The organism is Rhodophyticola sp. SM2404 (assembly GCF_053570515.1).
The window spans coordinates 153,811-178,837 of the sequence record NZ_JBSEDL010000004.1; the positions used below are offsets into that span (position 1 = coordinate 153,811).

Consider the following 25,027-nt stretch of genomic DNA (forward strand, 5'->3'; position numbering starts at 1 on the left):
GAAATGATACGGGGCATTTTGACGGGTGGAATTCTAGGGGCGGTGGTTTCAGGTCTGGGACTGGGGCTTGTATCGCTCAGTGTGCCATTGCCAGATCGAAGCGGACCAGCTTCGGTATTGACGGCTCCCGACCCGACGGAAACCCTCGAAGATACGCAACAGGATGCGTCGCAAGACCTGCCGCAGGAGGCGCAAGACCCTGCCCCCGAGCAGGACAGCGCGCCCCAATCCGCGCCGAATGACAGCGCGCCTGTGGTTGAGGAACCTTTCAACCAAATCGAGCCTGAACCCCAGACCGAGCTGAGCCCCGACGCCCCCGCCCCAACCGCGTTTGGCGCGCCCGAGGCCCCGATTGCGGCCGCCCCCGCCATGCCATCGGTGAGCGAGACCGAAACAGCCCCGCGCCCCGATCCAACAGCGGATATTGCGCGGCCAAGCATCGCTTTCCCGACCATCGGCGGCGAGGATGAAACCACGGCCCCCGATACGGCCAATGATCCTTTGGCCCCGCCCGCCGAGCTGCAACCCGCCCCGATGACCCCGCCTGATGCAGGCCAATCGCCCGAGACGGTCGATCAAACTGTCGAAGAAGACACCTCCGCGCCGCTCGCCCCCTCCATCGCGCAGCCTGCGCCGCCACCCCCCGCTTTGGGCGGCGGCTCAGATCTGACACCTGCGCAACCCTCCGAAGGGGCCGATACATCCGCGCCAGCGCCTGCCATCGCGGGTGTCGCGCCGCCACCCCCAGCCCTTGGGGCTGAGCCTGCCACTGGCACACAAACCGCTGCCGCTCCTAATCCCGCCGCCTCAGAAGAGGCAATAAGCATTGCCCCTCCTGCGCGCGTCAGGCCACAGGAAGACGACACGCAGGAGATGGCTATGGCCGAGCCTGTCGCCCCTGTTTTGCCAAGCGTCACAGCGCAGCCCTCGGGCAATTCATTGGTCGCGCCCGAGCCGCCTGAACAGGATGCCGAGCCTGCCGCGACGCCTGAGCCAGACACAGCCATGCCAGCCGCACCCGACTTATCGCGGGCGATCGAAGCTTATGCCGCCAGCTTTGATCCAACCGAGACCCGTCCGCTGATGTCGGTCATCTTGATCGACGATCCCGAGGAGGAGTTGGACCGCGCCTCGGTGATCAGCCTTGGTCTGCCTGTGACCATCGCCATCGACCCGATGCGCGAGGATGCGGCTGAGGTTGCCGCCCTCTACCGCGAGGCAGGGTTCGAGCTTGCGCTTCTGGCCACGATTTTCCCCGAAGGCGCGGAAGCCTCGGATGTCGAGGTCGCGCTGACCTCAGCCGAGGAAACACTGCCTGAAACGGTGGCCATTCTCGACACGGTTGATGGGCGCATTCAAGGCGACCGCGCGGTGCTGGATGCGGTTGTGGCCGCAATCGGCGAAAGCGGGCATGGTTTGGTGGCCTTCCCGCAAGGCTTGAACGCAGCCGAGGCCAGCGCCACGCGCGAAGAGGTGCCTGCCGCCACGCTTTTCCGCGAGTTGGATGACGAACGGGAACGCGCCACAGTGATCAGCCGTTTTCTGGATCGCGCGGCCTTTGCCGCAGCGCAAGAAGGCTCGGTGATTGTCTTGGGGCACACCTATTCGGAAACGGTCACGGCGCTTTATTCATGGGCGCTGGGTTCACGCTCCGAAAGCGTGGCGCTTGCGCCTCTCTCGGCTGTGTTGCTGCGGGAAGAATAACGACCGTTTCAGCTATTGCCAGATCCGCTAAACAGCCCTGCATCCTCGGCGGCTTTTTTGATGGCGCGGGATTTGTTCACGGTTTCCATGAATTCGGCCTCGGGGTCGCTGTCATAGACCACGCCGCCGCCTGCTTGGATATAAAGCTTGCCATCCTTGATCACGGCCGTGCGCAGCGCGATGCACATATCCATATCGCCGCCCGCGCTGAAATAGCCAACGCCGCCGCCATAGACGCCGCGCTTTTCGGGCTCCAATTCATCGATGATTTCCATCGCGCGAACCTTAGGGGCGCCTGAAACCGTTCCTGCGGGAAGTCCCGCCAAAAGGGCCGATAGCGCGTCATGCTCGTCGGATAGCTCGCCCACCACATTCGAGACGATATGCATCACATGGCTGTAGCGCTCGACAATGAATTCCTCGGTCGGGCGCACAGTGCCGATCTTGGCGACGCGCCCAACATCATTGCGGCCCAGATCCAGCAGCATCAGATGCTCGGCCAGTTCTTTTTGATCCGCAAGGAGGTCCTCCTCCAAGGCGCGGTCTTCTTCAGGTGACGCACCGCGGGGGCGGGTGCCCGCAATCGGGCGGATTGTGATCTCGCCCTCAAAAGCGCGCACCAAAATCTCGGGGCTGGCACCCACGACTTGGAAACCGTCGAAATTGAAGAAAAACATGAAAGGCGATGGGTTGGTGCGCCGTAAGGCGCGGTAAAGCGCAAAGGGCGGCTCGGGGAAGTCCTGCGTCCAGCGCTGCGAGGGGACGACCTGAAAAATATCGCCCGCGCGGATATATTCCTTGGCGGTCTCGACGGCGGCCTTATAGCCCTCCCGCGTGAAATTCGACACGGGTTCGCCTTTTTGATGCACTTCGCCCATCTCGCGGCTGGCGGTTGTGGGCGCGCGTTCCAGATCGCGCAGCGCATCCGAGACCCGCTCGGCGGCTTGGGCATAGGCCGCGCGCGCCGACAGCCCCGAGGAGACCCAAGCAGGAGAGACAATCGTGACCTCGCCCTTCACACCATCGAGCACTGCAATCACCGAGGGGCGCATCAGCACCGCATCGGGCAGGCCAAGCGTGTCGGGGTTGATATCGGGCAGATGCTCGACCAGACGGATCATGTCATAGCCGAGATAGCCGAACAGGCCCGCACTTGCGGCTGGCAGATCGGCGGGCAGATCAATGGCGCTTTCTGCAAGAATGGCGCGCACCGTCTCAAGCGGGGGATGATCGCAGGTTTGGAAGCTCTCGCGATCATAGCGCGCGGCGCGGTTGATGCGGCTTTGGGTGCCGTTGCATTCCCAGATCAGATCGGGCTTGAGGCCGATGATCGAATAGCGCCCGCGCACTTCACCGCCTGTCACCGATTCCAGAATAAAGCTGTCGCGCCCTGCATCGGCCAGCTTCAGCATCACCGAGACAGGCGTGTCGAGATCAGCCGCAAGGCGGGTATAGACCACCTGATTTTTGCCTGTGTTCCAGTTTTTCTCGAACGCCTCATATGTCGGGATCATGGCCATCGGATCAGGGGAAACTGGCGTGGACCTGATTGACCACGGATTGGTTGAAACTGATCCCCGCATCGGCCTGCATGGCCTGACCGAAGCTCTCGAACATGTCACCTGCCAGCGATTGCGCGATTTGTGCGGTCACAATCTCGAGCAGCAATTCGGTATCAGGCTCGGCGCGATTGGCAGCATTGATACGATCAAGCCGCGCGATATAGGCCGCTTCCGAGGCAGGCACGACAACAGTGTCGCCAGTGCTGTCCAGCAAGAAAACCTGCGCCACCAAGGTCGGGGGCGTATCGGGGATGAAATCCTGACGGCGGATCTGAACCTCTTGGGCGAGGCTGCCCAAATCCTCAAGCTGTGCGCCTGTCACCAGATCCTCGACAAGGGTATTGGCATAGTCAGCCAGCGCTGCGCGCACAGCGCCCAAGCGCCAATCGGCCAGAACCTCGTCGCGCACCTCATCGAAGGGGGGCAGGGCGGGGGGCACGATCTCGTCAAGGCGCAGCGTAAACAGGCCGCCATCCGACAGGTCCAACACTTCGGGGAAATCGCCTTCCTGTGCGGCAAAGGCTGCGTCGCGGAAATTATCATAGCCCGCGATGCCGTCCTCGGATGCAGGGCTGAATTCGATCTCGCCCAATTCCAGAAGGGTTTCGTCAGCCACTTCTTCCACGGTCGCGCCCGAGGCGAGAAGGTCATCGACGGCCTCGCGCAGATCAAGAATGGTGCGGCGCGCAGCCTCGACGGCCAATTCGGCACGCAGATCGATCTCGGCCTCTTCAAAGCTGGTGGTTTGCGCATCCAGAACCGCGTTGATGCGGAACAGCGCTGGCCCGAAGGCCGATTCCACAGGGCCGATGATTTCGCTATCTGTATCGGCAAAGATAATCTGCGCGGCCGCTTCGCTGAGATCGTCGCGCTGTACATCACCCATATCCACATCCGTCAGGGTCAGGCCGCGATCTTCCACCAGTTGGTCGAAATCAGTCTCGCCTGCTTCAATCGCATCAAAGGCGGTCTGCGCCTCATCGGTGGAGGGGAAGACCAAGCGTTCCAACAGGCGACGCTCGGGCTGGTTGTAGATCTCAGCCCGCTGTTCATAGAGCGTGCGCAAAGCGTCTTCCGAGATTTCCATATCATCCATGATCGCCGAGGGCGTGACCCACGCATAGGTGATGCGGCGCTGCTCGGAGCGGGTGAAGCGCTGTGCGTTCTCATCAAAATGGGCCTGCAAGGTGGCGTCATCGGCATCGGCCACAGGTGTGGGCAGATCGCCCTCCGTCACTTCAAGGATCGAGAAATCGCGGGTTTCGCCCTGATAGGCGAGAACGGTTTCGGCATAGACCGCAGGGGCTGTGATGCCGCCAACCACAGCAAATTGCAGGATCGAGCGGCTGGCGTCTTGGCGGACATCTTCCTCGAACTCGCCCGCATCCAGACCAAGCTGGCTGAGGTAGAATTCATAGGCCTGACGGTCAAAATTGCCATCCACAAGCTGGAAGTTGGGGGTTTCAAGAATTTGGTTCGCGACTTCTTCATCGCCCACGGACAGGCCCATATTACGGGCCTCGTTTTCCAATGCGGCGCGGGCAAACAGGCTTTGGCGGACGGCCGCGTCAAGATTATTGGCGCGCAGATCGGCCAGATTGACGGGGGTGCCGCTCTCGCTCTGGCGGGCGCGGATTTCGGCTTGCAGCGCATTGGCATAATCGCGCGCGGAGATTTCGACATCGCCGACCGAGCCCAATCGGCTTGCGCCGCCGCTAAAGCCGCCAATGCCAAATCCGGCAAGGGCCACCAAGAGCAAGCCCATGATAATCCAGACAAAGAAATTCGAGGCTTTCTTACCGACGCTTTTGGCCATGTCCTGCAGTCTCCGAGTAATTTTGATGCGGTTCTTGCCGCAGTTCAGAGCGATTTACGCGCTCAAGGCTGGGGGGGCAAGGGCCGCGCTAGAGTGTGATATGCTCCAGCCGCGAAACCATCTCGGCAATTCCACTGGCATCGGCATTGGCAAAGGCGATCCGAAGGGTAGCTTCGGCCTGTCCATCACCGCCATCCGCGCGCAAGGGGCCAAACATCGTACCGGGCAAAACCAGCAGGCTGGCCTCATCCACCAAGCGTTTGGCGACCTCATCCGAAGGCAGATCAAACGGGTGGCGGACATAGGCGAAATAGGCCCCGCAGCCCAGAACCTGCCAATCGGGCAGGCGTTGGAAATTGGCGATCACGGCATCGCGGCGCGCAAGGATTTCAAGACGCTCGCCTGCCAGCCAATCGCCCAAATTCTGCATCCCCCAAAGCGCGCCGATCTGGCCGATCTGGGGCGGGCAAATCGAGACCGTATCAAGAAATTTCTCCACCTCGAAAAGCCGCATGCGCGAGGCCATGACAGCCCCCACACGATGCCCCGTCAGGCGGTAAGCCTTTGAGAAGGAATAAAGATGTATGAAAGTCTCGTCCCAATCGGCATCATGGAACAGATCATGGGGGGGTGCATCGCTGGAATGGAAATCGCGATAGGTCTCATCCACGATCAGCGCGATATTTCTGGCCTTGGCCAAATCGTAAAAGGCGCGGATCAGCGCGGGCGGATATTCAACGCCGCACGGGTTATTGGGCGAGATCAGGATGATCGCCTTGACGCTGTCATCAATCAAAGCGGCGCAGGCTTCGACATCGGGCAGCAAGCTGTCATCTGTCTTGAGATAGCGGCTTTCGACGCCCGCCATATCCAGCCACATCTTATGGTTGAAATAATAAGGCACGGGCAGGATCACCGCATCACCCGGCCCTGCAAGGGTGGACATCACGGCAGTGAAGGCCTGATTGCAGCCTGCGGTGACAGCGACCTGCTCGGGCGAGATATCGCCTTTATACGAGGCGCTCCATTGGGTGGCCAATTCCTCGCGCAGGGCGGGCAGGCCAAGCACGGGGCCGTAGAGATGGCTTTCAGGGCTGGAGACCAGCGCATCGGCCATGGCGCGAGCCAAGGCGTCTGGCGGGGGATCGACGGGGGCGGCTTGGCTCAGCGCGATCAGCGGGCGATCCTCGGGAAAGCTCTTGCCCTCAATCCAGCGCCGCGCCTCCATCACAGGAGGGGGGAAGGTGCCGTGAATATTCGGATTGATCGGACCCATTGCCGTGCCACCCCATCGTGAAAGGGCCGCAATGCCCTTTGGTCATTTCTTGGTTCTTTGGATGCCAAAAAGGTAAACGGCACCCCGCTTTTGCAGGATGCCGATGAATGGTCTCAGAAGGGGATTTCATCATCCATGTCATTTCCACCGGGGCCGCCTGCGCCACCGGCGGGGCCGGATGGTCCGCCACGATCATCAGGGTAGCCACCGCCGCGATCATCGCCATAACCGCCACCGCCGCCACCATAACCGCCGCCACCGCCGCTGCCGCCATTTTCGCCGCGACCATCCAGCATGGTCAGGGTGCTGTTATAGGGGCGCAGCACAACTTCGGTGCTGTAACGATCCGCGCCGCTTTGATCCTGCCATTTGCGGGTTTCAAGCTGGCCCTCAATATAGACCTTGGAGCCTTTGCGCAGATATTGCTCGGCAACGCGGGCAAGCGGTTCCGAGAAGATCGCCACGCTATGCCACTCGGTGCGCTCTTTACGCTCGCCCGTGGTGCGGTCCTTCCAAGTCTCGGAGGTGGCGATGCGCAGGTTGCATACCTTGCCACCATTCTGAAAGCTGCGCACCTCAGGGTCGCGGCCCAGATTACCTATGATGATTACCTTATTTACCGAACCGGCCATGTCTACTCCCCGGGGTCTATCGCTTGATGCGAATCTCAATTCTTGGACAGATGTTAGACCATCTGAAATTGGTTAATGAAACCACAATCCTCGCGAAACTATGGGCAAGCTGTGCCGTGAAACGCTGGCGCTTGGGTGCAAAACCCCTATATTGCGCGTCATATTGAGTGGATTTTTCGAGGTCACCCGTTTGAAACCCCTGCTTTCGCGTGTTTTCTTTCGCCGCAGCCTTGCCGTGAGTTTGGGGTGTTTCCTCCTGTCGGCGCTGATATCGGCGCCTGTTTTCGCCGATCGTCTGGAACGGTTTTCCTCGGCCACACGGCTTTTGGATAGCCGCGGCGCATCGCAATACGCCAATTCCATCCGCCTGACCCCGAATTACGACCCGAGCGGCAGCAATCTTCCCAGCTATCGCGGCGCATATGATGGGCCCTATCTTGAAGTGGCGCGTGCGGCGGCCCGCAGGCATGGGGTGCCCGAGGATTTGTTCCTGCGCCTTGTCACACAGGAATCGGCGTGGAACCCCAATGCTGTCAGCCATGCAGGCGCGATCGGGTTGGCGCAGTTGATGCCGGGAACGGCTGCCATGTTGGGGGTCAATCCGCGCGATCCGATGCAGAACCTTGAAGGCGGCGCGCGCTATCTGGCCGCGCAATATCGCACCTTCGGGTCATGGCGTCTGGCCTTGGCGGCTTATAACGCAGGGCCCGAGGCGGTGCAGCGCCATGATGGCATCCCGCCCTATGAGGAAACGCAGAATTACGTCCGCATCATCTTGGGCGGTGCGTGATCACGGATCAGGTTCGGCCCCGTAGGCGACCAGTTGCGCGCGAATATCCGCGGCCTCCGCAAGCCCTGCTTCCAAAGCGAAAACATAGGCATGGGTCAGGTAAAAGGCCGATGCGGCATCATCTTGCGCGCCTTGTGACGCCTTGAGGTAGAGCCGCACCAATTCGGCATGATCCCCGCGTTCATGCGCGGCAAGCAGGCCTGCATCCAGCGCGGATTTATCCATCTTCGCCAAGGGCCTCCATCCGGCCTGCCACCCAAGCGTGGAACAAATGCGTGGGGCCGTCCATCGCGGGGGCAAAGCGCCCCCCATCAAAGCCCGAGGCCCGCCGCCCGCGCATCATGCCCTCAACCACGAAAATATCTTCTTCAAAGACATCTTTCCATTGTTTGGCATTGCGCGCGCGCAGATCGGGGTCGGTCTGGGGCGCGGCGTAGTAGATATGCACATGCTCGCGCGTTTGCGTGTTCGAGACAGGCTCCAGAATAATCGCGAAACTATGGTCACGATGCACGCCAAGCAGCAGATTGGGGTAGAGCGTGATATATTCCGCGCCCGTCTCCCAGAACTCGGATAGGCCTTCGAAATCGGGCAGGCGCTGGCCATCTTCGCTTGTCAGTTGGCGATAGACATAGCTGCCTTGCCCCGAATACCTGCCCTGCGCCTCGATATGGTAATGATCTTCCAAGCGGGAATAGCTGTTCAGGCCAGGATGGACCCAAGGCAGATGGTAGCTTTCGCAATAATTCTCGACCGCCAGTTTCCAATTGGTCTGCACCTCAAGGGTAAAGCGGCTGTCATCGCCGCCATGATAAAGCGGTTTGTCGAACTCGCGCCAGCGGGCCAGCACATCGCTATGCACCTCCTCAAAAGGGGCTGCATCGCCCGAGAGGTTGATGAAGACCACATCCATCCAGATATGGCTGCGCACCTCCACCAAGCCAAGCGTGGCGCGGTCAATGCCTTCATGCTGGTTCTGCCCCGCGCCACCGACATGGGGCGTGGCCACCAAGCGGCCCGTTTTGGCATAGCACCATGAATGATAGGGGCAGCGGATCGCGCCTTCGATCTTGCGGGGTGCCTCGACCAAAATCATCCCGCGATGGCGGCAGATATTGAAAAACACCCGCACCACGCCTTGGTCATCGCGCAGCAACAGCAGCGGCTGGCCCAAGAAGTCCAGCGGTTTGGCATCACCATTTTCGGGCACATCCGCGCCAACGGCCAAGGCGGTCCATGTGGTCTCCAACACCGCATTGTTTTCGCGCGCGATGGTGTCGGGATCGGTGTAATGGCTGTTGGGCAGGCCGCGCGCATGGGTGATCGGGGCCTGAACATCGGCCAGATAAGTGGAACGAATATCGTCAGGCATTCCCGAGCCTCCCCGCGCGCTATCTTGGTGCGCTAGGGTCGCGCTTGTGCCCGCCCGCCGTCTGACCTGCAAACGACCATTTGATGTCGCGTTTGGGCAGGCAGAGGTCAGAGCCCCAGAAGATGGGTGACGGGTGTATCGGGGGGCAGATCAAACCTTGCACAAAGTGCCGCCCGCCCGCGTGACAATCGGGAGGTCACAGTGCCAAGCGGCAACCCTGTCAAGGCGGCGATTTCGGTGTAATTCTTGCCCTCGATGCCTCGCATCCGCAGGATTTGCGCCTGCTCGGGCGGGAGGGCATCAAGCGCGCTCATGGCGCTGGCGAAAATCAGGCGGGTCTCGCCGATGGGGGCGCATGAGGCCTCGGGCATGTCCTCGGTCACTGTTTCCTCGCGCATCGAGCGGGTTTTGAAGGCGGCTTTGCGCAAAATGGCATGAGCATAGGCGCGGGGGTTGTCGACATCGGGTTTGGCGCTGTCTTCCAGCCGCCGCCACAGCATCAGGGCTGTTTCCTGCACCAGATCATCGGGTTCAACACCCGCGCGCGCCATGCGGCGTGCCGCGCGTGTCAATTCGGGAAGAAGCGCGGCCAGATCGCCTGCGCGATCAGGGCCTTGGCCTGAGAACTGCTCCATGAGGTCCGATCCTTGGATTGCGTGTTGCCCACAGCCTCGGCCCGCGCGGGGCCTGCTTCAATCGCGCGTGGGGTGGCATGGCCGCTTGGGCGTTGGCTTGCGCAGATCGCTGGGGTGCATCGGCAAGCGATCGCGTGGGTGCGGACATGCAGTTTGCACAGGCGTTGTTTCGCCGCTCGATCCCGCACCTTTTGGCCAAGCCTTGCTGAGCGCGCGCGCTCCGCCCCGTGGCGTGGACGAAAGCACAGGCGTGCCGCCTCTTACCAAGTGAGCGTCACAAACGACCCGACGCTTTTCACGACCAATCAAGGAGAAAGACCTATGACGATCAGCTTTACATCGCGTCCGCAGGGCAATCGCCGTGTAACCCCTATCGCACTTGCCAGCCTCGCAACCCTGATGGGGGCCGTGGTTGCCAGTTATGCAATGGGGCAGGGCATGGCCATGGACAGTGATGGCGATGGCCTTGTGTCCTATACCGAGCTTCTCGTGATCCTGCCCGAAGTGACGGGCGAGGAGTTCGCAGCGATGGATGTGGATGGCTCAGGCGCGTTGGACGAAGCCGAGCTGGCCGCGGCCCAAGATAGCGGCATGCTACCCGCAACCTGAGGGCGGAGCCGCTTTTGCGCGGTTTGATCCCGAGTTCCGATCCCCAGTGATCAACCCCGCATGGGGGCGGCGCGACAGGCATCCCGCTGTCGCGCCGTCCTTGTTTGGTGTGAAATCAGGTGCCGCGGGAAATGGCGGCCACGCCTGTGCGCGCCACTTCCAAAAGGCCAAGCGGGCGCATCAGATCGGCAAAGGCTTCAATCTTTTCAGGGGTGCCCGTGATCTCGAAGACAAAGCTTTCCAAGGTCGAATCCACCACATTGGCGCGGAAAATCTCGGCCGTGCGCAGGGCCTCAACGCGGTGATCGCCCTTGCCTTGCACCTTGAACAACGCCAATTCGCGGCTGACATGGGGGCCTTCCACTGTCAGGTCATGCACCTCATGCACTGGCACCATACGGTCCAGCTGCATCTTGATCTGGTGGATCACCTGCGGTGTGCCCGATGTAACAATCGTGATGCGCGAGCGGTGGCCCTGATGGTCCACCTCGGCCACCGTGAGGCTTTCGATATTATAGCCGCGCCCCGAGAACAGCCCGATCACACGCGCCAGCACACCTGCCTCGTTTTGGACCAATACCGCCAGGGTATGGGTCTCGATCGCGTCGGACATATGGCTGCGCAGGTCGTAGGCGGAATGGCTCGAAGAGCCTTTGTCGATTTTTAGAGGGGACATGATGTCGTCCTTTTCCTTTATCTTTTTGCGGCCAATCAGACCAGAACACTGCCTTTGGCGTCGATGACGCCTTGGGTGTCGGCCTCGCCCAGAAGCATTTCGTTATGCGCCTTGCCCGAGGGGATCATCGGGAAGCAGTTCTCGTGCTTTTCCACCAGACAATCGAAGATTACAGGCCCGTCATAGGCCAGCATTTCCTTGATCGCCTCATCCAGATCATCGGGGTTGTCGCATTTGATCCCCTTGCAGCCGAAGGCCTCGGCCAGTTTCACGAAATCGGGAAGGGCCTCGGACCAGCTATGGGAATAGCGCTCGCCATGGAGCAATTCCTGCCATTGCCGCACCATGCCGAGACGCTCGTTATTCATGATGAATTGTTTGACGGGCAGGCGGTATTGAACGGCGGTGCCCATTTCCTGCATGTTCATCAACCACGAGGCCTCGCCCGCGACATTGATCACCAAGGCATCGCGATGGGCAACCTGCACGCCAATCGATGCAGGCGTGCCATAGCCCATGGTGCCCAGACCGCCCGATGTCATCCAGCGGTTCGGATCCTCAAACCCCAGATATTGCGCGGCCCACATCTGGTGCTGGCCCACCTCGGTGGTGATATAGCGGTCATAGCCTTTGGTCAGGGCCTCAAGGCGCTGCAGGGCATATTGCGGTTTGATGGTCTTTTCCGAATTTTTGAAGCCAAGGCAGTTGATCGCGCGCCAATCGGCAATCTGGCTCCACCAATTTTTCACGGCACCTTTGTTGGTCTTGCTGCCGCGTGCCTTCCAGATGCGCAGGATATCTTCCAACACATGGCCCACATCCCCGATGATCGGGAAATCGGCATGGATCACCTTATTGATCGAGGAAGGGTCGATATCGACATGCGCTTTGAGCGAGTTCGGGCTGAAATCGGCAATCCGGCCTGTGATACGGTCATCGAAACGTGCGCCGATATTGATCATCAGATCACAGCCATGCATCGCGAGATTGGCCTCATAAAGACCATGCATCCCCAACATGCCGAGCCATTTCTCACCCGAGGCAGGATAAGCCCCAAGCCCCATCAGCGTCGAGGTGATTGGAAAACCCGTTTGATCAACCAATTCGCGCAGCAGTCCGCTGGCGGCTGGGCCTGAATTGATCACACCGCCGCCCGTGTAGAAAACGGGGCGCTCGGCCTGCTCGATGGCCTCCACCAGCGCGGTGATTGTCTCGACATCGCCTTTGATGCGTGGTTGGTAATGGTCGGTTTTCGCACGGGGCTTTTCAACATAGTCGCCCGTGGCGAATTGAACATCCTTCGGAATATCCACCAAAACTGGGCCAGGGCGGCCCTTGGTGGAGATGTGGAACGCCTCATGGATGGTCGAGGCGAGGTGATCTGTCTCTTTGACCAGCCAGTTCATCTTGGTGCAGGGGCGGGTGATGCCAACGGTATCGGCCTCTTGAAACGCATCCGAGCCGATCATGAATGTGGGCACCTGACCTGTCAGAACCACAATCGGGATTGAATCCATCAAGGCATCGGTCAGGCCTGTCACGGCATTAGTGGCGCCTGGCCCCGAGGTTACAAGAACAACGCCGGGCTTGCCCGTGGCGCGCGCATAGCCTTCGGCGGCATGCACAGCACCTTGTTCATGGCGCACGAGGATGTGTTCGATATGGTTTTGTTGGAAAATCTCGTCATAGATCGGTAGTACAGCACCGCCGGGATAGCCGAATACCGTGTCGACGCCCTGTTCGATCAGAGCCTCAACCACCATCTTTGCGCCGGTCATCTGACGTGTCATCGCTGTGTTCCTTATCTCGTCTATGCGTCTTTTATCGGTCGTTGATACAAAAAAGCCCCCGGAGTTTTCCGAGGGCGCATGGGGTAACCTAGGGTTGTCGTCACCGACCCATGCGCGAATTCCTCACTAGAACAAGAATACCGGACATAAAACCCGAAGCTCCTTTGCGTATTCGGTGGGACATTATGAGCGGCAAACAGGGGCGTCAACAGCCAAAACCGTGAATAATATGTCGTGAGGCGCATTTTTTGCGCAATAATGAAACGATTTTTGGTTTCTGGGGTGTCATTTGTTGCCGTGGGTGATTCTGCAAAGGGGGGCTGCTTTTGGGGGTGCTCCGCCATTTCTGCACAGTCGTGGTCTATTGCGGGTGCCTGCGCACTAGGCATCTGGCCATTCGCTAAGCAATTTCACCGTTTGACGCCCGTTTTGGCCAGATTGGTAAAAAAGTTTTACAAAAAATGGCAAAAACTGCGAAAAACCGTTTGCGGCCAGCGTCTGCTTCGCTAACGTGGCCGAACCTAGAAACGAAAATCCGCTGTCCGGAGGGGACGGTAGGATTCCAAAGGGGAGGATACCTTATGGATCGTCGTTCTTTCTTGAGAACATCTGCAGTCGGCGGTGCCGCTGCAGCATCCACTACGCTCGCAGCGCCACTTTATGCGCAGGGCAACCGTACACTGACTCTGGTAACGTCTGTTCCTGACGGCTTTGCCATTTTTGATGACGCGGCACAGACAGCGATCGATTATATCGCTGCAATGACTGATGGTCAGTTGACCTTCAACAAGAACTCAGCGGGTTCGCTCGTTGGCGCGTTCGAAGTGTTTGACGCTGTATCTGCAGGTCAGGCCGATGTGTATCACTCGGCAGAATACTACTTCTTGAACCAGCACCCAGCTTTCGCATTCTTCACCTCTGTGCCTTTCGGCATGACGGCGCAGGAAATGGCGAACTGGTACTACCAGCGTGGTGGTCAGGCGCTTCACGACGAGCTGTCGTCGCTCTTCAACCTCAAGCCCATCATGTGCGGCATGACAGCGATGCAGCCCGGCGGCTGGTTCAACAAAGAGATCAACTCGGTCGACGATCTTCAGGGTCTTCGTTTCCGTATGCCAGGCCAGGGTGGTCAGGTTCTCGGTCGCCTCGGCGCATCGGTTCAGAACATCCCAGGTGGCGAAATCTACCAGGCGCTGTCCTCTGGTCAGATCGACGGTGCGGAGTGGATCGGTCCTTACGCGGATGAGCGCATGGGCTTCCAGGAAGTTACCAACACTTACTATGCCGCTGGTTTCCACGAGCCAGGCTCTGCCTTGTGCTTGAGCTTCAACCTCGAGATCTGGGAATCGCTGACACCTGCACAGCAGCGTATCTGTGAAGTGGCGTGCCAAGCCGCACACGCAGAAAACACTGCCTTGTCGCTTGCTGAAAACGGTGCCGCACTGGCCCGTCTCGAAGCGGGTGGTACGCAGGTTCGCCAGTTCCCAGAAGACGTTTGGGATGCATTCGGTGCAGCCGCTGCAGAAGTACGCGAAGAAAACATGAGCGATGAAATCTACGCAAACATCGCAGAAAGCTACTTCGCAAGCCAAGCGGAATCGGCCGGCTGGTATGAGATCGCCGATGGCGAGTACATGCGTCAGCGTAACCGCGTTAACGCGGGCTAAACCAAGCTGAACTACACCGTCCCGCCCATGCCATTTGCGCCATGGGCGGGGCACTCTATTTATCAACCGACTTTGTGCTAAGGTGATCGCCTGCACAGGAGTGCCGTTGTCTAAGGGATCGCCGCATGCTTGATGCTATTCTCTGGCTACTGACGAATTTCGCGCTTGCCCCGTACCACCTGTTTCTTGCCATCGCCAATCCGGCTGCGTGGTTGAACTGGGGGGACCGAGAGGCCTTGGTGCGCTTCATCTATTACGGCGCCTCTACTGAATTTTTCTTTGTTGTCACCACAATATTCCTTGTGATCACCGCGCTCGGCATGGCCTGGAAGCGCGAGATCCTGTGGTGGTGTGTGCGTGTCCTCGAAGCGCTGGCCAATGGGGTTGGCCGTATCGCGGCATGGGCGGGGCTTTTGATGGTCCTGCAGCAGGTTATGATCGTGTTCCTCCAGCGTATCTTTCGCGTGGCCCAGATCGAGATCGGGCCTTTGGGGACAGCCTTTGTCCAAGACCTGAGCTGGTTTGGCGAAGAGTTGAAGCTTTATAACGCGATGGTTGTGTGCCTTTGCGTCAGCTATACCTTTGTGCAGGGTGGCCATGTGCGCGTGGACCTTGTTTATTCCGCAGTGAAATTCCGCACCAAGCGGATGATGGATATGGTCTTCTCCATCGTCTTCATGGTGCCTGCCATCGTTCTTACTTACATGTATGCGTGGTTCTTCATGTGGCGCCATCTGGTGCTGCCGGGCCCTTCCGCGACAGGCCAGCTGGACCGTATGTTGATGCAATCCCGCGTTATGCGCTGGAATGTGGAAACCATCGGCTTCAGCCCGAATGGCTTTAACGGGTATTTCCTCTTCAAAATTCTGATCGTTACCTTCTGCATCTTGGTGTTTTTGCAAGCGATCACCTTTTTCTGGCGCTCCTATCTGGAATGGCTGGAGGGCGAGGAAAGCGAAGGCAAATACCTTGACCGCGATAAAATGGGCGATGAAACGGCAGAAGCTGCCGCAGCCATCCACTAACAAGATCAGGCAAGTCGGCCCTGCAAGAAGGCCGCATAGAAGGGACTTTCACTTATGATTTTCGGTTTGGATGGGGTCGAAATTGGTCTGATCATCGTGTTCCTCACGTTGTTCTCGGGGATCATGACAGGGTTTCCAGTGGCCTTTGCCATTGGCGGCGCAGGGGTTATTTCCTTCACGATTATCGCGGCACTCGATAGCGCTGGTATTCTGATCCACCAAGCGATCGATTATAATTCGGCCGAGTTCGGGGCCTTGATCGCCGAAGGCGTCGCGCGAGACTCGATTTCCGTCTTCAGATACCCCGAACTGCCAAGGGTCGAAGAAGCGCTATTCCCCGATGGCTGGCAAACCGCGATGGACCGCAACCTGTCCTTCATCGTGAACCGTATGAACGAGCGTGTGATTGCGGGACAATCCATCGAGACCTTGCTGGCGGTGTCCATGTTCGTGATGATGGGTATCACGCTGGAACGCTCCAAGATTGCCGAGGACTTGTTGACAACAATGGCCCGCGTCTTTGGCCCGCTTCCAGGTGGTCTGGCGGTTTCGATCGTTCTTGTGGGTGCGTTCCTCGCGGCCTCGACAGGTATTGTCGGCGCGACGGTTGTAACCATGGGCTTGCTGGCCCTGCCCACAATGCTGCGCAACAATTACTCGCCCGAGCTGGCAACAGGTGTGATCGCGGCTTCGGGCACTTTGGGGCAGATCATTCCGCCCTCCATTGTGATCGTATTGCTGGGAACGCTTGTGGGCGATCTTTATGCAACTGGTCAGGAAACACGCGCGCAGCTTGCAGGATGTAGCGATGCGCTGACCTATCTGGGCGAGCCTGCCGTTCTGTCTGTGGGCACCTTGTTCCAAGCGGCCCTTCTGCCCGGTATTTTCTTGGCCTTCCTCTATGGCGCCTATGCCTTCGGCTTTGCGCTTTGGCGGCCAAGCTCGGCCCCGCCCGTTCAATTCGGCGCCAGCACTGGTGAGGCGGTCACCCGCAATGAAGCCCTGACATGGTATCTGTTCGCTCCGGTGGCGCTGATCGCGGCGGTTGTGATCGGCGGGCAAGTCGGGCTGGTTGGGTCGCAATCGGTCTTCGTGTCCGATTATGCCGAACGCGAAGAGCGTTCAGAGCTGCGCACCAATGTCTCCGAGCAGTGCCAGGGCGCGATGATTGATCTGCATGGCCAAGAGGCATGGGATGCATCTGTGGCAACCGCAGCGGCACAAGCCGAGGCAGGTGTGTCAGACGAAGTGGTTCTGCTGACCGATGAGGAACGCGCCACAGCCATCGCCACGGCCTTGGATAACGTGGCCCCCATCGGCACGGGTATCGCTGTTGTCGTGGTGCTTCTGGGGCTGGTCCTGATCCTTGCACGTGGTGTCTCTCCAAGCTCGAACCCGATGCCTTTGATCATTGGTGGCGTTGGCTTGGTGCTGGTCTGTTTGGCCGATATTCTGTTCGTCGGGCCCTCGACCTCGGCGGGGACCACGACCGTGATTATGGCCATCCCAATGCTCATAGCGCTTTACGGAACCCGCGAGGCGATGATCCGCTGCGCCCAGAACGAGCTGTTGCGCGTGGTGTTCCCACCGCTGATCCTGATTGTGGCGGTCTTGGGCTCGATCCTTGGTGGTATCACCAATCCGACACCTGCTGCTGCACTTGGTGCTGCGGGCGCGATCATGTTGGCGGCTTATCGCAAGCTTAAGGAAGAAAACGGCCTGTCGAAGATCATCATCTGGGCCAGCTTTGCCATTGTGATCATGATCCTTGTCGGGGTGAATTTCGACCTGCGGATCACGCGCGAGGATGTGCCACTCGTGGATTGGATCGCCTATATCGTGGCGCAATTTGCCTATCACTTTGCCTTCTTCGGCTTGCTCTATGGCTGCTATGTGCTGTTCCGCACCTCGGTCCTTTCGCCAGTGGTGCGCGAGACGGCGAAGGTAACAAGCATGGTTTTCACCATTCTGATCGGCTCGCAGATCTTGAACCTCGTACTGATCTCCTTCGGGGGTGAACATTACATCCAGCAATTCCTGCGGGCCTTCGACAATGAAATGGTCGTCTTCCTGCTGGTGATGCTGATCCTGTTTGTGCTTGGCTTCGTGCTCGATTTCCTCGAGATCATCTATATCGTGATCCCGATTGTCGGGCCTGTGATCTATGGCGGCACGCTGGACCCGAAATGGGTGACCATCATGATCGCGGTCAATTTGCAGACCTCCTTCCTGACACCGCCCTTCGGCTTTGCGCTGTTCTATCTGCGCGGTGTGGCCCCTGCAGGGGTGACAACAGGCCATATCTATCGCGGGGTGATCCCTTTCGTATTGATCCAGGTGGTGGGGCTCTTGCTTCTGTGGCTCTTCCCGTCGATCGTGACATTCGTGCCGGATCTTCTGCCAAATAACTAAGGCACTCAGCTTGAATGCAGATAAGAAAAGGGGCGGCCAATTGGCCGCCCTTTTGCTTTGAACATCTGACTTAAGTCAGAGCTTATTCCTTGTGGGCCTAATCCTTACGGGCCTAATCTTTGCGGGATTGCGGCTCGGCCATGCGGTCGGGCAGGGTGATTTGCGCCACCTGCTCGGCAATCGGCTGCACGGAAAGGGGATGGGTCTGGTTGGAATATTCCTCGGGGTTCTCAAGCGGCGTCCATTCGCCCCCCACAAAAACCTCCAATGCGGGAAAGCCCGCCTTATAGCCCATCTTGTCTGATCCAGGCACCCAATAACCCAGATAGACATAAGGCAGCCCCGCTTCGCGCGCGACCTCCACATGATCAAGGATCACATAGGTTCCAAGCGATTGTTTTTGCATGTCGGGATCATAGAAGGAATAGACAAGGCTCAACCCGTCATCCAGCACATCGGTCAGGCAAACGGCTGCCAAACCTCCCTCCGTCTTGGCGGCATCGCGATACTCAATCACCCGACTGCGCACAGGGGTTTCCTCGATCATCGCGGCAAATTCGAAAACATCCATATCCGCCATCCCACCCGAGGCGTGGCGGTTATCAAGATAGCGGCGGAAAAGGTTATATTGCTCCTCCGTGGCCCAAGGGGATCGCGCACTGCGTGTCAGCCCTGCATTGCGCTTGAGAATGCGCTTATGGCTGCGGCTGGGGGCGAAATCGGCCACTCTGATCCGCGCGGACATACAGGCCGAGCAATCCGCACAAGAGGGGCGGTAGAGCACATTCTGCGAGCGGCGGAAGCCTTGCTTGGAGAGCGCATCATTCAACTGGCCCGCATGTTCGCCCTGCAAGGCGGTAAAAAGTTTACGTTCCCGCCGACCATCGAGATAGGGGCAGGTTTGCGGGGCCGTCACATAGAATTGCGGTGCTATCGGGAGTGAATGACGCATTACATCTCGATACTGTTACGAAAGGAAGCCTGCAACAGCTTCCCCCTTTCTCGCAACAGATTTTTCACAAAAGCGCCCCCGCAGGGACACTCAGCGCGGACGATTAATGGCCGCCGAGCCGATCAGAAGATCATGCAGGCCTTGCCCGCGCCCGCCAAACATCATCATCAGCATGGACAGGATTTGCGGCAGGAAAAATGCCGAACTGACCAGAAAAGCCAAGGTGTGAAGGGCGGCTTCCCCGCTGGAGAACTGCATGCCCGTGGGGCCGCGCAGCTCGATATTCATCACCCGCATACCCCATGTGGCCGACCGCGATGAGATGGTGAACCAACGATAGGCAAAGGTCACAGCGATATAGAAAATCGGCCAGAGGAACCAAGCAATGCCAAAGGTCAAAAGCCCCAGCAAAAGGGTCGCCACTGTCACAAGGATCACGTCAATCACCCATGCAAAGAGGCGCTTGATGGTCACGCCCTCATAAAAGGCAGCTTGGTGATAGGGATCGGGAAGGCTTGAATTCATAGACGTAGACATGGGTCTGTCCCTGCGATTTGTAAAATGTGTTTTTCGAGGTTGCGCCATTTAATCTTGGGGGAGGGGGCAGGCGCAACCCCGTGAAACCAGCCACACCCAAGGGAGAGGAGGGGGCCTGGCTGGCAGGGTGACGGCTTAGCTCTCGGCATCCGCCTCTTTTGCGACCCGCTCGGATTTGCGGGCTTCAGCGGCATCATCCATGAACTGGTCGAATTCCGACTTGTCCTTGGCGGCGCGCAGACGCTCGAGGAATTCCTCAAAGGCGCGCTGCTCGTCTTCCAAGCGCTGCAATGTATCGGCCTTATAGGCATCAAAGGCCGTATTGCCCGAGCTGCGGAAATTTTGATGACGGCTTTTGCGGCTCATTGTGCAAGATGAATTGAACATGCGTTTGCTCCAGATCATATAGGCCAGAAGGGCGAGGCCGATTGGCCAGAAAAAGATGAAGGACAGGACCATAGCCGCGATCCATGCGCCTTTGCCGCGGGCATCAAGCCAACTTTCTGCGCGACTAAACCAGCTTTGCGGCTGTGCGATTGGTGCTGCGGGTGCAGATGTCATTTTGATCTCCTTTTGCTGCGTTTCAGTATGTTAATGTTAATTACATTTACTGATATAAGGAGGCACCGCGCCCTCACAAGAGGCGGGGTGTGAAAAAAGTAAATCTTTTTTACATAATTTGAGTTAAGGCATTGAATTAAATGAAAAAGGCGCATCAAAAAATGATGCGCCTTTGGCGAGTCAAGGGGGGCTCTTGAGGCGCTTTATGCGCGCCCGCGCCCCTCAAATCGTGGCAACATCGCCGAAAAATCCTTGCCCAAACCGTCTTCGAGCTCGACAAAGCGCTCATAAAGCGCGGCGGCCATCTGCCCCATGGGCGTATCGGCATCTGCCGCATCGGCAGCCGATTGGCTCAAACGCAAATCCTTCAGCATCAACTCAGCCGCGAAACCCGGTTTAAAATCATTATCCGAGGGGCTTTGCGGCCCAATACCAGGGGCAGGGCAATAGGCATTCATCGACCAGCTATAGCCCGAGGAGGTCGAGACAACATCAAACATGGATTGCCGCGACAGCCCCAGCTTGTCGGCCAGGGCAAAGGCCTCACAAGTGGCAATCATTGTCACCCCGAGGATCATGTTATTGCAGATCTTGGCCGCCTGCCCATTGCCTGCCCCCCCGCAAAGCACGGCCTTTTGTCCCATGATCTCGAATAGGGGTGTGGCTTGTGCAAACCCTGCCTCGGTGCCGCCAACCATGAAGGTCAATGTCCCCGCAGCAGCCCCGCCAACCCCGCCCGAGACGGGCGCATCCAAAAACTCCAACCCCTCCGCTTGGGCCTGCGTGGCCACAGCGCGGGCGGCCTCTACCTCAACGGTGGAGCTATCGATCAACACGGCACCTTGGCTCATCGCGGGGATGATCTCCTCGGCCACGGCACGCAGGATCGCGCCATTGGGCAGCATCGTCAGAACAATCTCGGCATCCGTCGCCGCATCCGCGGCACTGCCGGCCATGCGCACCCCATCAGGGGCGGCAGCGCTCAGGTCAAACCCTGTCACCTCTTGGCCCGCTGCCGCGAGATTGGCGGCCATTGGCGCTCCCATATTCCCAAGACCGATAAATCCGATTTTCATGGGCTCTCCCTCCCTGTTCAAAATGTCAGACCATCCGCGCCCAATGGCATCAGCATGGCCGCCACGGCTGCCACGCCCACCTCTTTGGGGGTGTCATGCTTCCATTTGGGTTGACGGTCCTTGTCGATGATTGCGGCCCGAATGCCTTCCAGAAAATCCCCTTTCTCCATCGCGCGCGCGGTGAAGCGGTATTCCTGTTCCAAAGCATGTTCGATGCTGTCGCGCATCCGCGCGCGATGAACCAACTCAATTGCGGCCCCCATGGCCAGCGGGCTGTTGCGCGCCAGAATGACCAATGTCTCTTGCGCAAAGCTGCTTTCCGAATGCTCCAGCACATTCAGGATATCGCGCAAACTCTCGCCGCCAAAACAGGCATCAACCTCAGCTTGAAGAGCTTCCAGATCGCTTGGAAGGGGCGGGATGGCGGCGCGGTCCACCTCTTCCCAATCGCCAGTGTCACAAAGGTTTTGGATCAGATCGGGCCAGAGCTGCTGAGGGATGAAGAAATCCGCAAACCCCGCATAGATTGCATCCGCCGCCGACATCCTGCGCGCCGTGCTGCCCAGATACTCCCCCATCCGACCAGGCGCGCGCGATAACACAAGCGTGCCACCCACATCAGGGATCAAACCGATCCCCACTTCGGGCATGGCGATCTGACTGTTTTCACACACCACCCGATGCGAACCATGACAGCCAATCCCGACACCGCCCCCCATCGTATAGCCCTGCATCAGGCTGATCACGGGCTTTGGAAAATTGAACAGCCGCGCATTCATGCGGTATTCATCCGCCCAGAACCTGCGCCCGTAATCGAAATCCCCCGCACGGCCTGTGGCATACATCTCGGCAATATCACCGCCCGCACAAAAGGCGCGCTCGCCCTCGGCATCAATGATCAAAAGCCTCACTTTCAGATCATCGGCCCAGTCAATCAAAGCGGCATCAATCGCCAGACACATCTTGTAAGACAGCGCATTCAACGCCTCTGGCCGCGTCAAAGTAATCCGTCCCGCATGGCCCTCGATCCGGATGGATATATCGCTGCTCATGGATGTTTCATCTTTCCAAAAATACGAAAAAAACGCCTGACCTCAGCCGCGCTCGGCCAGCATATGACGCGCCGTGATCATCCGCATGATCTCATTGGTGCCCTCAAGGATCTGATGCACCCGCAAATCCCGCACGATCTTTTCAATCCCGTAATCCGCCAGATAGCCATAGCCGCCATGCAATTGCAGACATTGATCAGCCACACGGCTTCCTGCTTCGGTCACGAATTTCTTGGCCATGGCGCAATGCTTTGCGGCATCAGGCGCGCCCGCATCCAGCTTGGCGGCGGCTTGGCGCAAAAACACCCGCGCGGCTTGCAACTCAATCTCCATATCGGCCAAGCGGAATTGCAAAGCCTGAAATTGATCGATGCTTTGCCCAAAGGCCTTGCGCTCGCCCATATAGGCCAGCGTCTGCGTCAGCGCGTTTTGCGCCGCCCCAAGCGAGCAGGCCGCGATATTCAACCGCCCCCCATCCAAGCCCGTCATCGCATAGGAAAACCCTTTGCCTTCCTCGCCCAAAAGCGCCTCAGAAGGAATGGCGCAATCATCAAATTGCACCTGTCGCGTGGGCTGAGAGCGCCAGCCCATCTTGTCTTCCAAACCTCCGAAACTCAGACCTGCTGCGCCATCCTCGACAATCACCGAGGAAATGCCCTTGGGGCCATCCTCGCCCGTGCGCACCATCACCAGATAGGCATCCGCATAGCCACCGCCCGAGATGAAGGCCTTGGTGCCATTGAGCTTATAGCCCTCATTGCTGCGTTCGGCCCGTGTCTTGAGGGCGGCTGCATCCGAGCCCGATCCCGGTTCGGTCAGGCAATAGGCAAAGAAGGTCTCCATTGCCAAGGCGCGATCCAGATAGCGGGCTTTGAGCGGCTCCGAGCCGAAGCTCTCGATCATTTTGGCGCACATATTATGGATCGACAGAAAAGCCGCGACCGAGGCGCAGCTTTCCGACAAGCCTTCAAAGACAAGGGTTGCATCCAGTCGCGACAAGCCCGATCCGCCAGCTTCCTCGCTGACATAGAGCCCGCCAAAGCCAAGCTCGGCCAGTTTCGGCCAGAGCGTTTTGGGGATTTCGCCAGCGCTCTCCCAATCCCGCGCGAAGGGCGCGATATGCTCCTGCCCAAAGCCGCGCGCCATGTCGAAAATGGCCTCTTGTTCCTCGCTCAGGTTGAAATCCACGATCCAGTTCCTCCCGCTCGCGCTTCTAATTGAACGCGTGTTTAATTTCCGACTGTTTCAGAAGTTTTGCAAGGCATGTGAAACCCTGTCGGGAAACAAAAAGGGGCAACCCTAAGGCCGCCCCTTTTGAAAGTATTTTTAAAGCAAAGAGGATCAATCCATCGCTTTGAAGTTGAACTCGCCGCCATCCTTGATGCCAGAGGGCCAGCGCGCAGTGACCGTTTTGGTGCGGGTGTAGAAACGGAAGGAATCTGGACCATGCTGGTTGAGATCGCCAAAGCCCGATTTTTTCCAGCCACCGAATGTGTGATAGGCCAGCGGCACGGGGATGGGCACATTGATGCCGACCATGCCGATATTGATGCGGCTTGCGAAATCACGCGCGGCGTCGCCATCGCGGGTGAAGATCGCGGTGCCATTGCCATATTCATGGTCCATCGCAAGGCCGATGGCCTCCTCATAGGAGCCTGCGCGCACGGTCGACAGAACAGGTCCGAAGATCTCTTGCGTGTAGATATCCATATCGGGTGTCACGCGGTCAAAGAGATGCGGGCCCACAAAGAAGCCGTCTTCATAGCCTTGCAGGTTGAAATCACGCCCATCAACGACCAGCTCGGCACCTTGATCAACGCCTGTTTGCACGAGGCGCTCGATATTGGCTTTGGCAGCGGCCGTGACAACAGGGCCGTAATCCACATCATCGCCCGAGGTGTAGGGGCCAACCTTGAGCGCTTCGATGCGCGGGACAAGCTTCTCGATCAGGCGGTCGGCGGTTTCCTCGCCAACGGGAACAGCGACCGAGATCGCCATGCAGCGTTCGCCCGCCGCACCATAGCCCGCACCCACAAGCGCGTCAGCGGCTTTGTCCATATCGGCATCAGGCATGATGATCATATGGTTCTTGGCACCACCAAAGCACTGGCAGCGTTTGCCATTCGCGGTCGCGCGGCTGTAGATATATTGCGCAATCGGGGTGGAGCCGACAAAGCCCACGGCCTGAATGGTGTCATTATCAAGGATCGCATCCACCGCGTCTTTATCACCATTGATAACCTGGAAGACGCCATCGGGCAGACCTGCTTCTTGCAGCAACTCACCCAGCATCATCGGGCAGGAGGGGTCGCGCTCGGAAGGCTTCATGATCATCGCATTGCCGCAGGCCAGTGCGGGGCCCAGTTTCCACAAAGGGATCATCGCGGGGAAGTTGAAAGGGGTGATGCCCGCAACAACGCCCAAAGGCTGGCGCATGGAATACATGTCGATGCCGGGGCCGGCGCTATCGGTGAACTCGCCCTTCAAAAGATGCGGTGCGCCGATGCAAAATTCGATGACTTCAAGGCCACGCTGAACGTCGCCTTTGGCATCGGGAATGGTTTTGCCATGCTCGCGGCTGATCGCCTCGGCCAGCTTATCCATATCGCGGTTCATCAGGTCAACCAGCTTCATCATCACGCGGGCGCGGCGCTGCGGGTTGGTATTGCCCCATTCGATCTGCGCTTTTGCAGCATCTGCAACAGCGGCGTCCATTTCTTCCTTGGAGGCCAGCGCCACCTTGGCTTGAACTTCGCCTGTTGCGGGGTTGAAGACATCTGCCATGCGGCCAGACGTGCCTTTGACATGTTTGCCGTTAATCCAGTGACCGATCTCGTTCATCGGGTGTCCTCCCAAAGAGTGTGTCTTGATAAGGCGTCTTAT

23 protein-coding genes are annotated in these 25,027 nt (G+C 58.6%); 6 read left to right on the top strand and 17 right to left on the bottom strand.

Annotated elements, in window-relative coordinates; all coding sequences use genetic code 11:
* The first annotated feature begins 3 nt into the window (after window positions 1-3).
* The gene (locus ACTYEO_RS07785; protein WP_449323161.1) at window positions 4-1,704 is read left to right on the top strand and encodes a divergent polysaccharide deacetylase family protein; all 1,701 of its coding nucleotides are present in this window, start codon (window positions 4-6) and stop codon (window positions 1,702-1,704) included.
* Window positions 1,705-1,712: 8 nt separating this feature from the next.
* On the opposite strand, the gene trpE is transcribed toward ACTYEO_RS07785, so the two are convergent.
* The 4 genes from trpE to ssb form a co-directional block, all read right to left on the bottom strand.
* Window positions 1,713-3,224: an anthranilate synthase component I gene (gene trpE, locus ACTYEO_RS07790; RefSeq protein ID WP_449323162.1), complete on the bottom strand. Its 1,512-nt coding sequence runs from the start codon at window positions 3,222-3,224 to the stop codon at window positions 1,713-1,715.
* 4 nt (window positions 3,225-3,228) lie between these two features.
* The gene (locus ACTYEO_RS07795; RefSeq protein ID WP_449323163.1) at window positions 3,229-5,082 is read right to left on the bottom strand and encodes a SurA N-terminal domain-containing protein; all 1,854 of its coding nucleotides are present in this window, start codon (window positions 5,080-5,082) and stop codon (window positions 3,229-3,231) included.
* An 88-nt stretch (window positions 5,083-5,170) separates the two neighbouring features.
* Window positions 5,171-6,358, bottom strand: a complete 1,188-nt coding sequence (locus ACTYEO_RS07800; RefSeq protein ID WP_449323164.1) for an aminotransferase — start codon at window positions 6,356-6,358, stop codon at window positions 5,171-5,173.
* A 113-nt stretch (window positions 6,359-6,471) separates the two neighbouring features.
* Entirely contained in the window at window positions 6,472-6,990 is a 519-nt protein-coding gene (gene ssb, locus ACTYEO_RS07805; protein ID WP_449323165.1) for a single-stranded DNA-binding protein, read from the bottom strand.
* Window positions 6,991-7,246: 256 nt separating this feature from the next.
* Here ssb and ACTYEO_RS07810 point away from each other — a divergent pair, with 256 nt between their 5' ends.
* The gene (locus ACTYEO_RS07810) at window positions 7,247-7,780 is read left to right on the top strand and encodes a lytic transglycosylase domain-containing protein (protein ID WP_449323346.1); all 534 of its coding nucleotides are present in this window, start codon (window positions 7,247-7,249) and stop codon (window positions 7,778-7,780) included.
* On the opposite strand, the gene ACTYEO_RS07815 is transcribed toward ACTYEO_RS07810, so the two are convergent.
* The 4 genes from ACTYEO_RS07815 to ACTYEO_RS07830 form a co-directional block, all read right to left on the bottom strand.
* A complete protein-coding gene (locus tag ACTYEO_RS07815) occupies window positions 7,781-8,005 on the bottom strand; it encodes a hypothetical protein (protein WP_449323166.1) in 225 nt (74 codons plus the stop codon).
* Window positions 7,998-9,152, bottom strand: coding sequence for an aromatic ring-hydroxylating oxygenase subunit alpha (locus tag ACTYEO_RS07820; RefSeq protein WP_449323167.1), 1,155 nt, complete (start codon window positions 9,150-9,152; stop codon window positions 7,998-8,000). The genes ACTYEO_RS07815 and ACTYEO_RS07820 overlap by 8 nt, the downstream gene beginning before the upstream one ends.
* Before the next feature lie 107 nt (window positions 9,153-9,259).
* Window positions 9,260-9,787, bottom strand: coding sequence for an RNA polymerase sigma factor (locus ACTYEO_RS07825; RefSeq protein ID WP_449323168.1), 528 nt, complete (start codon window positions 9,785-9,787; stop codon window positions 9,260-9,262).
* A complete protein-coding gene (locus ACTYEO_RS07830; RefSeq protein WP_449323169.1) occupies window positions 9,721-9,975 on the bottom strand; it encodes a hypothetical protein in 255 nt (84 codons plus the stop codon). Before ACTYEO_RS07830 ends, ACTYEO_RS07825 begins: the two co-directional genes overlap by 67 nt.
* Before the next feature lie 133 nt (window positions 9,976-10,108).
* On the opposite strand from ACTYEO_RS07830, the gene ACTYEO_RS07835 reads away from it, so the two are divergent.
* Window positions 10,109-10,396, top strand: a complete 288-nt coding sequence (locus tag ACTYEO_RS07835) for a hypothetical protein (protein WP_449323170.1) — start codon at window positions 10,109-10,111, stop codon at window positions 10,394-10,396.
* Window positions 10,397-10,511: 115 nt separating this feature from the next.
* Here ACTYEO_RS07835 and ilvN read toward each other — a convergent pair whose 3' ends face one another.
* Window positions 10,512-11,072: an acetolactate synthase small subunit gene (ilvN, locus tag ACTYEO_RS07840; RefSeq protein ID WP_449323171.1), complete on the bottom strand. Its 561-nt coding sequence runs from the start codon at window positions 11,070-11,072 to the stop codon at window positions 10,512-10,514.
* Between the two features lie 35 nt (window positions 11,073-11,107).
* On the bottom strand, window positions 11,108-12,862 hold the full coding sequence (locus ACTYEO_RS07845) for an acetolactate synthase 3 large subunit (RefSeq protein WP_449323172.1): 1,755 nt from the start codon (window positions 12,860-12,862) through the stop codon (window positions 11,108-11,110).
* 581 nt (window positions 12,863-13,443) lie between these two features.
* Here ACTYEO_RS07845 and ACTYEO_RS07850 point away from each other — a divergent pair.
* From ACTYEO_RS07850 to ACTYEO_RS07860, 3 genes are all read left to right on the top strand, one after another.
* Window positions 13,444-14,529 carry a TRAP transporter substrate-binding protein gene (locus ACTYEO_RS07850; RefSeq protein ID WP_449323173.1) on the top strand — a complete coding sequence of 362 codons (1,086 nt, stop codon included), beginning with the start codon at window positions 13,444-13,446 and terminating at the stop codon, window positions 14,527-14,529.
* Between the two features lie 125 nt (window positions 14,530-14,654).
* The gene (locus ACTYEO_RS07855) at window positions 14,655-15,554 is read left to right on the top strand and encodes a TRAP transporter small permease subunit (RefSeq protein WP_449323174.1); all 900 of its coding nucleotides are present in this window, start codon (window positions 14,655-14,657) and stop codon (window positions 15,552-15,554) included.
* A gap of 54 nt (window positions 15,555-15,608) precedes the next feature.
* Complete coding sequence (locus tag ACTYEO_RS07860) at window positions 15,609-17,966, top strand: TRAP transporter large permease (RefSeq protein ID WP_449323175.1); 2,358 nt, start codon at window positions 15,609-15,611, stop codon at window positions 17,964-17,966.
* Window positions 17,967-18,078: 112 nt separating this feature from the next.
* Here ACTYEO_RS07860 and ACTYEO_RS07865 read toward each other — a convergent pair whose 3' ends face one another.
* The 7 genes from ACTYEO_RS07865 to ACTYEO_RS07895 all read right to left on the bottom strand — a co-directional run bounded on the left by ACTYEO_RS07865 (window position 18,079) and on the right by ACTYEO_RS07895 (window position 24,985).
* Complete coding sequence (locus ACTYEO_RS07865) at window positions 18,079-18,918, bottom strand: arginyltransferase (protein WP_449323176.1); 840 nt, start codon at window positions 18,916-18,918, stop codon at window positions 18,079-18,081.
* Between the two features lie 90 nt (window positions 18,919-19,008).
* Entirely contained in the window at window positions 19,009-19,455 is a 447-nt protein-coding gene (locus ACTYEO_RS07870; RefSeq protein WP_449323177.1) for an RDD family protein, read from the bottom strand.
* A 135-nt stretch (window positions 19,456-19,590) separates the two neighbouring features.
* Window positions 19,591-20,016: a DUF2852 domain-containing protein gene (locus ACTYEO_RS07875; protein ID WP_449323178.1), complete on the bottom strand. Its 426-nt coding sequence runs from the start codon at window positions 20,014-20,016 to the stop codon at window positions 19,591-19,593.
* A 203-nt stretch (window positions 20,017-20,219) separates the two neighbouring features.
* A complete protein-coding gene (mmsB, locus tag ACTYEO_RS07880; protein WP_449323179.1) occupies window positions 20,220-21,092 on the bottom strand; it encodes a 3-hydroxyisobutyrate dehydrogenase in 873 nt (290 codons plus the stop codon).
* A 17-nt stretch (window positions 21,093-21,109) separates the two neighbouring features.
* A complete protein-coding gene (locus tag ACTYEO_RS07885; protein WP_449323180.1) occupies window positions 21,110-22,144 on the bottom strand; it encodes an enoyl-CoA hydratase/isomerase family protein in 1,035 nt (344 codons plus the stop codon).
* A 42-nt stretch (window positions 22,145-22,186) separates the two neighbouring features.
* A complete protein-coding gene (locus ACTYEO_RS07890) occupies window positions 22,187-23,332 on the bottom strand; it encodes an acyl-CoA dehydrogenase family protein (protein WP_449323181.1) in 1,146 nt (381 codons plus the stop codon).
* A 153-nt stretch (window positions 23,333-23,485) separates the two neighbouring features.
* Window positions 23,486-24,985 carry a CoA-acylating methylmalonate-semialdehyde dehydrogenase gene (locus ACTYEO_RS07895; protein WP_449323182.1) on the bottom strand — a complete coding sequence of 500 codons (1,500 nt, stop codon included), beginning with the start codon at window positions 24,983-24,985 and terminating at the stop codon, window positions 23,486-23,488.
* Window positions 24,986-25,027 lie beyond the last annotated feature (42 nt).

Coding starts and splice junctions, on each gene's coding strand:
- ACTYEO_RS07785 (WP_449323161.1), top strand. CDS start 4: ATGATACGGGGCATTTTGACGGGTGGAATTCTAGGGGCGGTGGTTTCA.
- trpE (WP_449323162.1), bottom strand. CDS start 3,224: ATGGCCATGATCCCGACATATGAGGCGTTCGAGAAAAACTGGAACACA.
- ACTYEO_RS07795 (WP_449323163.1), bottom strand. CDS start 5,082: ATGGCCAAAAGCGTCGGTAAGAAAGCCTCGAATTTCTTTGTCTGGATT.
- ACTYEO_RS07800 (WP_449323164.1), bottom strand. CDS start 6,358: ATGGGTCCGATCAATCCGAATATTCACGGCACCTTCCCCCCTCCTGTG.
- ssb (WP_449323165.1), bottom strand. CDS start 6,990: ATGGCCGGTTCGGTAAATAAGGTAATCATCATAGGTAATCTGGGCCGC.
- ACTYEO_RS07815 (WP_449323166.1), bottom strand. CDS start 8,005: ATGGATAAATCCGCGCTGGATGCAGGCCTGCTTGCCGCGCATGAACGC.
- ACTYEO_RS07820 (WP_449323167.1), bottom strand. CDS start 9,152: ATGCCTGACGATATTCGTTCCACTTATCTGGCCGATGTTCAGGCCCCG.
- ACTYEO_RS07825 (WP_449323168.1), bottom strand. CDS start 9,787: ATGGAGCAGTTCTCAGGCCAAGGCCCTGATCGCGCAGGCGATCTGGCC.
- ACTYEO_RS07835 (WP_449323170.1), top strand. CDS start 10,109: ATGACGATCAGCTTTACATCGCGTCCGCAGGGCAATCGCCGTGTAACC.
- ilvN (WP_449323171.1), bottom strand. CDS start 11,072: ATGTCCCCTCTAAAAATCGACAAAGGCTCTTCGAGCCATTCCGCCTAC.
- ACTYEO_RS07845 (WP_449323172.1), bottom strand. CDS start 12,862: ATGACACGTCAGATGACCGGCGCAAAGATGGTGGTTGAGGCTCTGATC.
- ACTYEO_RS07850 (WP_449323173.1), top strand. CDS start 13,444: ATGGATCGTCGTTCTTTCTTGAGAACATCTGCAGTCGGCGGTGCCGCT.
- ACTYEO_RS07855 (WP_449323174.1), top strand. CDS start 14,655: ATGCTTGATGCTATTCTCTGGCTACTGACGAATTTCGCGCTTGCCCCG.
- ACTYEO_RS07860 (WP_449323175.1), top strand. CDS start 15,609: ATGATTTTCGGTTTGGATGGGGTCGAAATTGGTCTGATCATCGTGTTC.
- ACTYEO_RS07865 (WP_449323176.1), bottom strand. CDS start 18,918: ATGCGTCATTCACTCCCGATAGCACCGCAATTCTATGTGACGGCCCCG.
- ACTYEO_RS07870 (WP_449323177.1), bottom strand. CDS start 19,455: ATGTCTACGTCTATGAATTCAAGCCTTCCCGATCCCTATCACCAAGCT.
- ACTYEO_RS07875 (WP_449323178.1), bottom strand. CDS start 20,016: ATGACATCTGCACCCGCAGCACCAATCGCACAGCCGCAAAGCTGGTTT.
- mmsB (WP_449323179.1), bottom strand. CDS start 21,092: ATGAAAATCGGATTTATCGGTCTTGGGAATATGGGAGCGCCAATGGCC.
- ACTYEO_RS07885 (WP_449323180.1), bottom strand. CDS start 22,144: ATGAGCAGCGATATATCCATCCGGATCGAGGGCCATGCGGGACGGATT.
- ACTYEO_RS07895 (WP_449323182.1), bottom strand. CDS start 24,985: ATGAACGAGATCGGTCACTGGATTAACGGCAAACATGTCAAAGGCACG.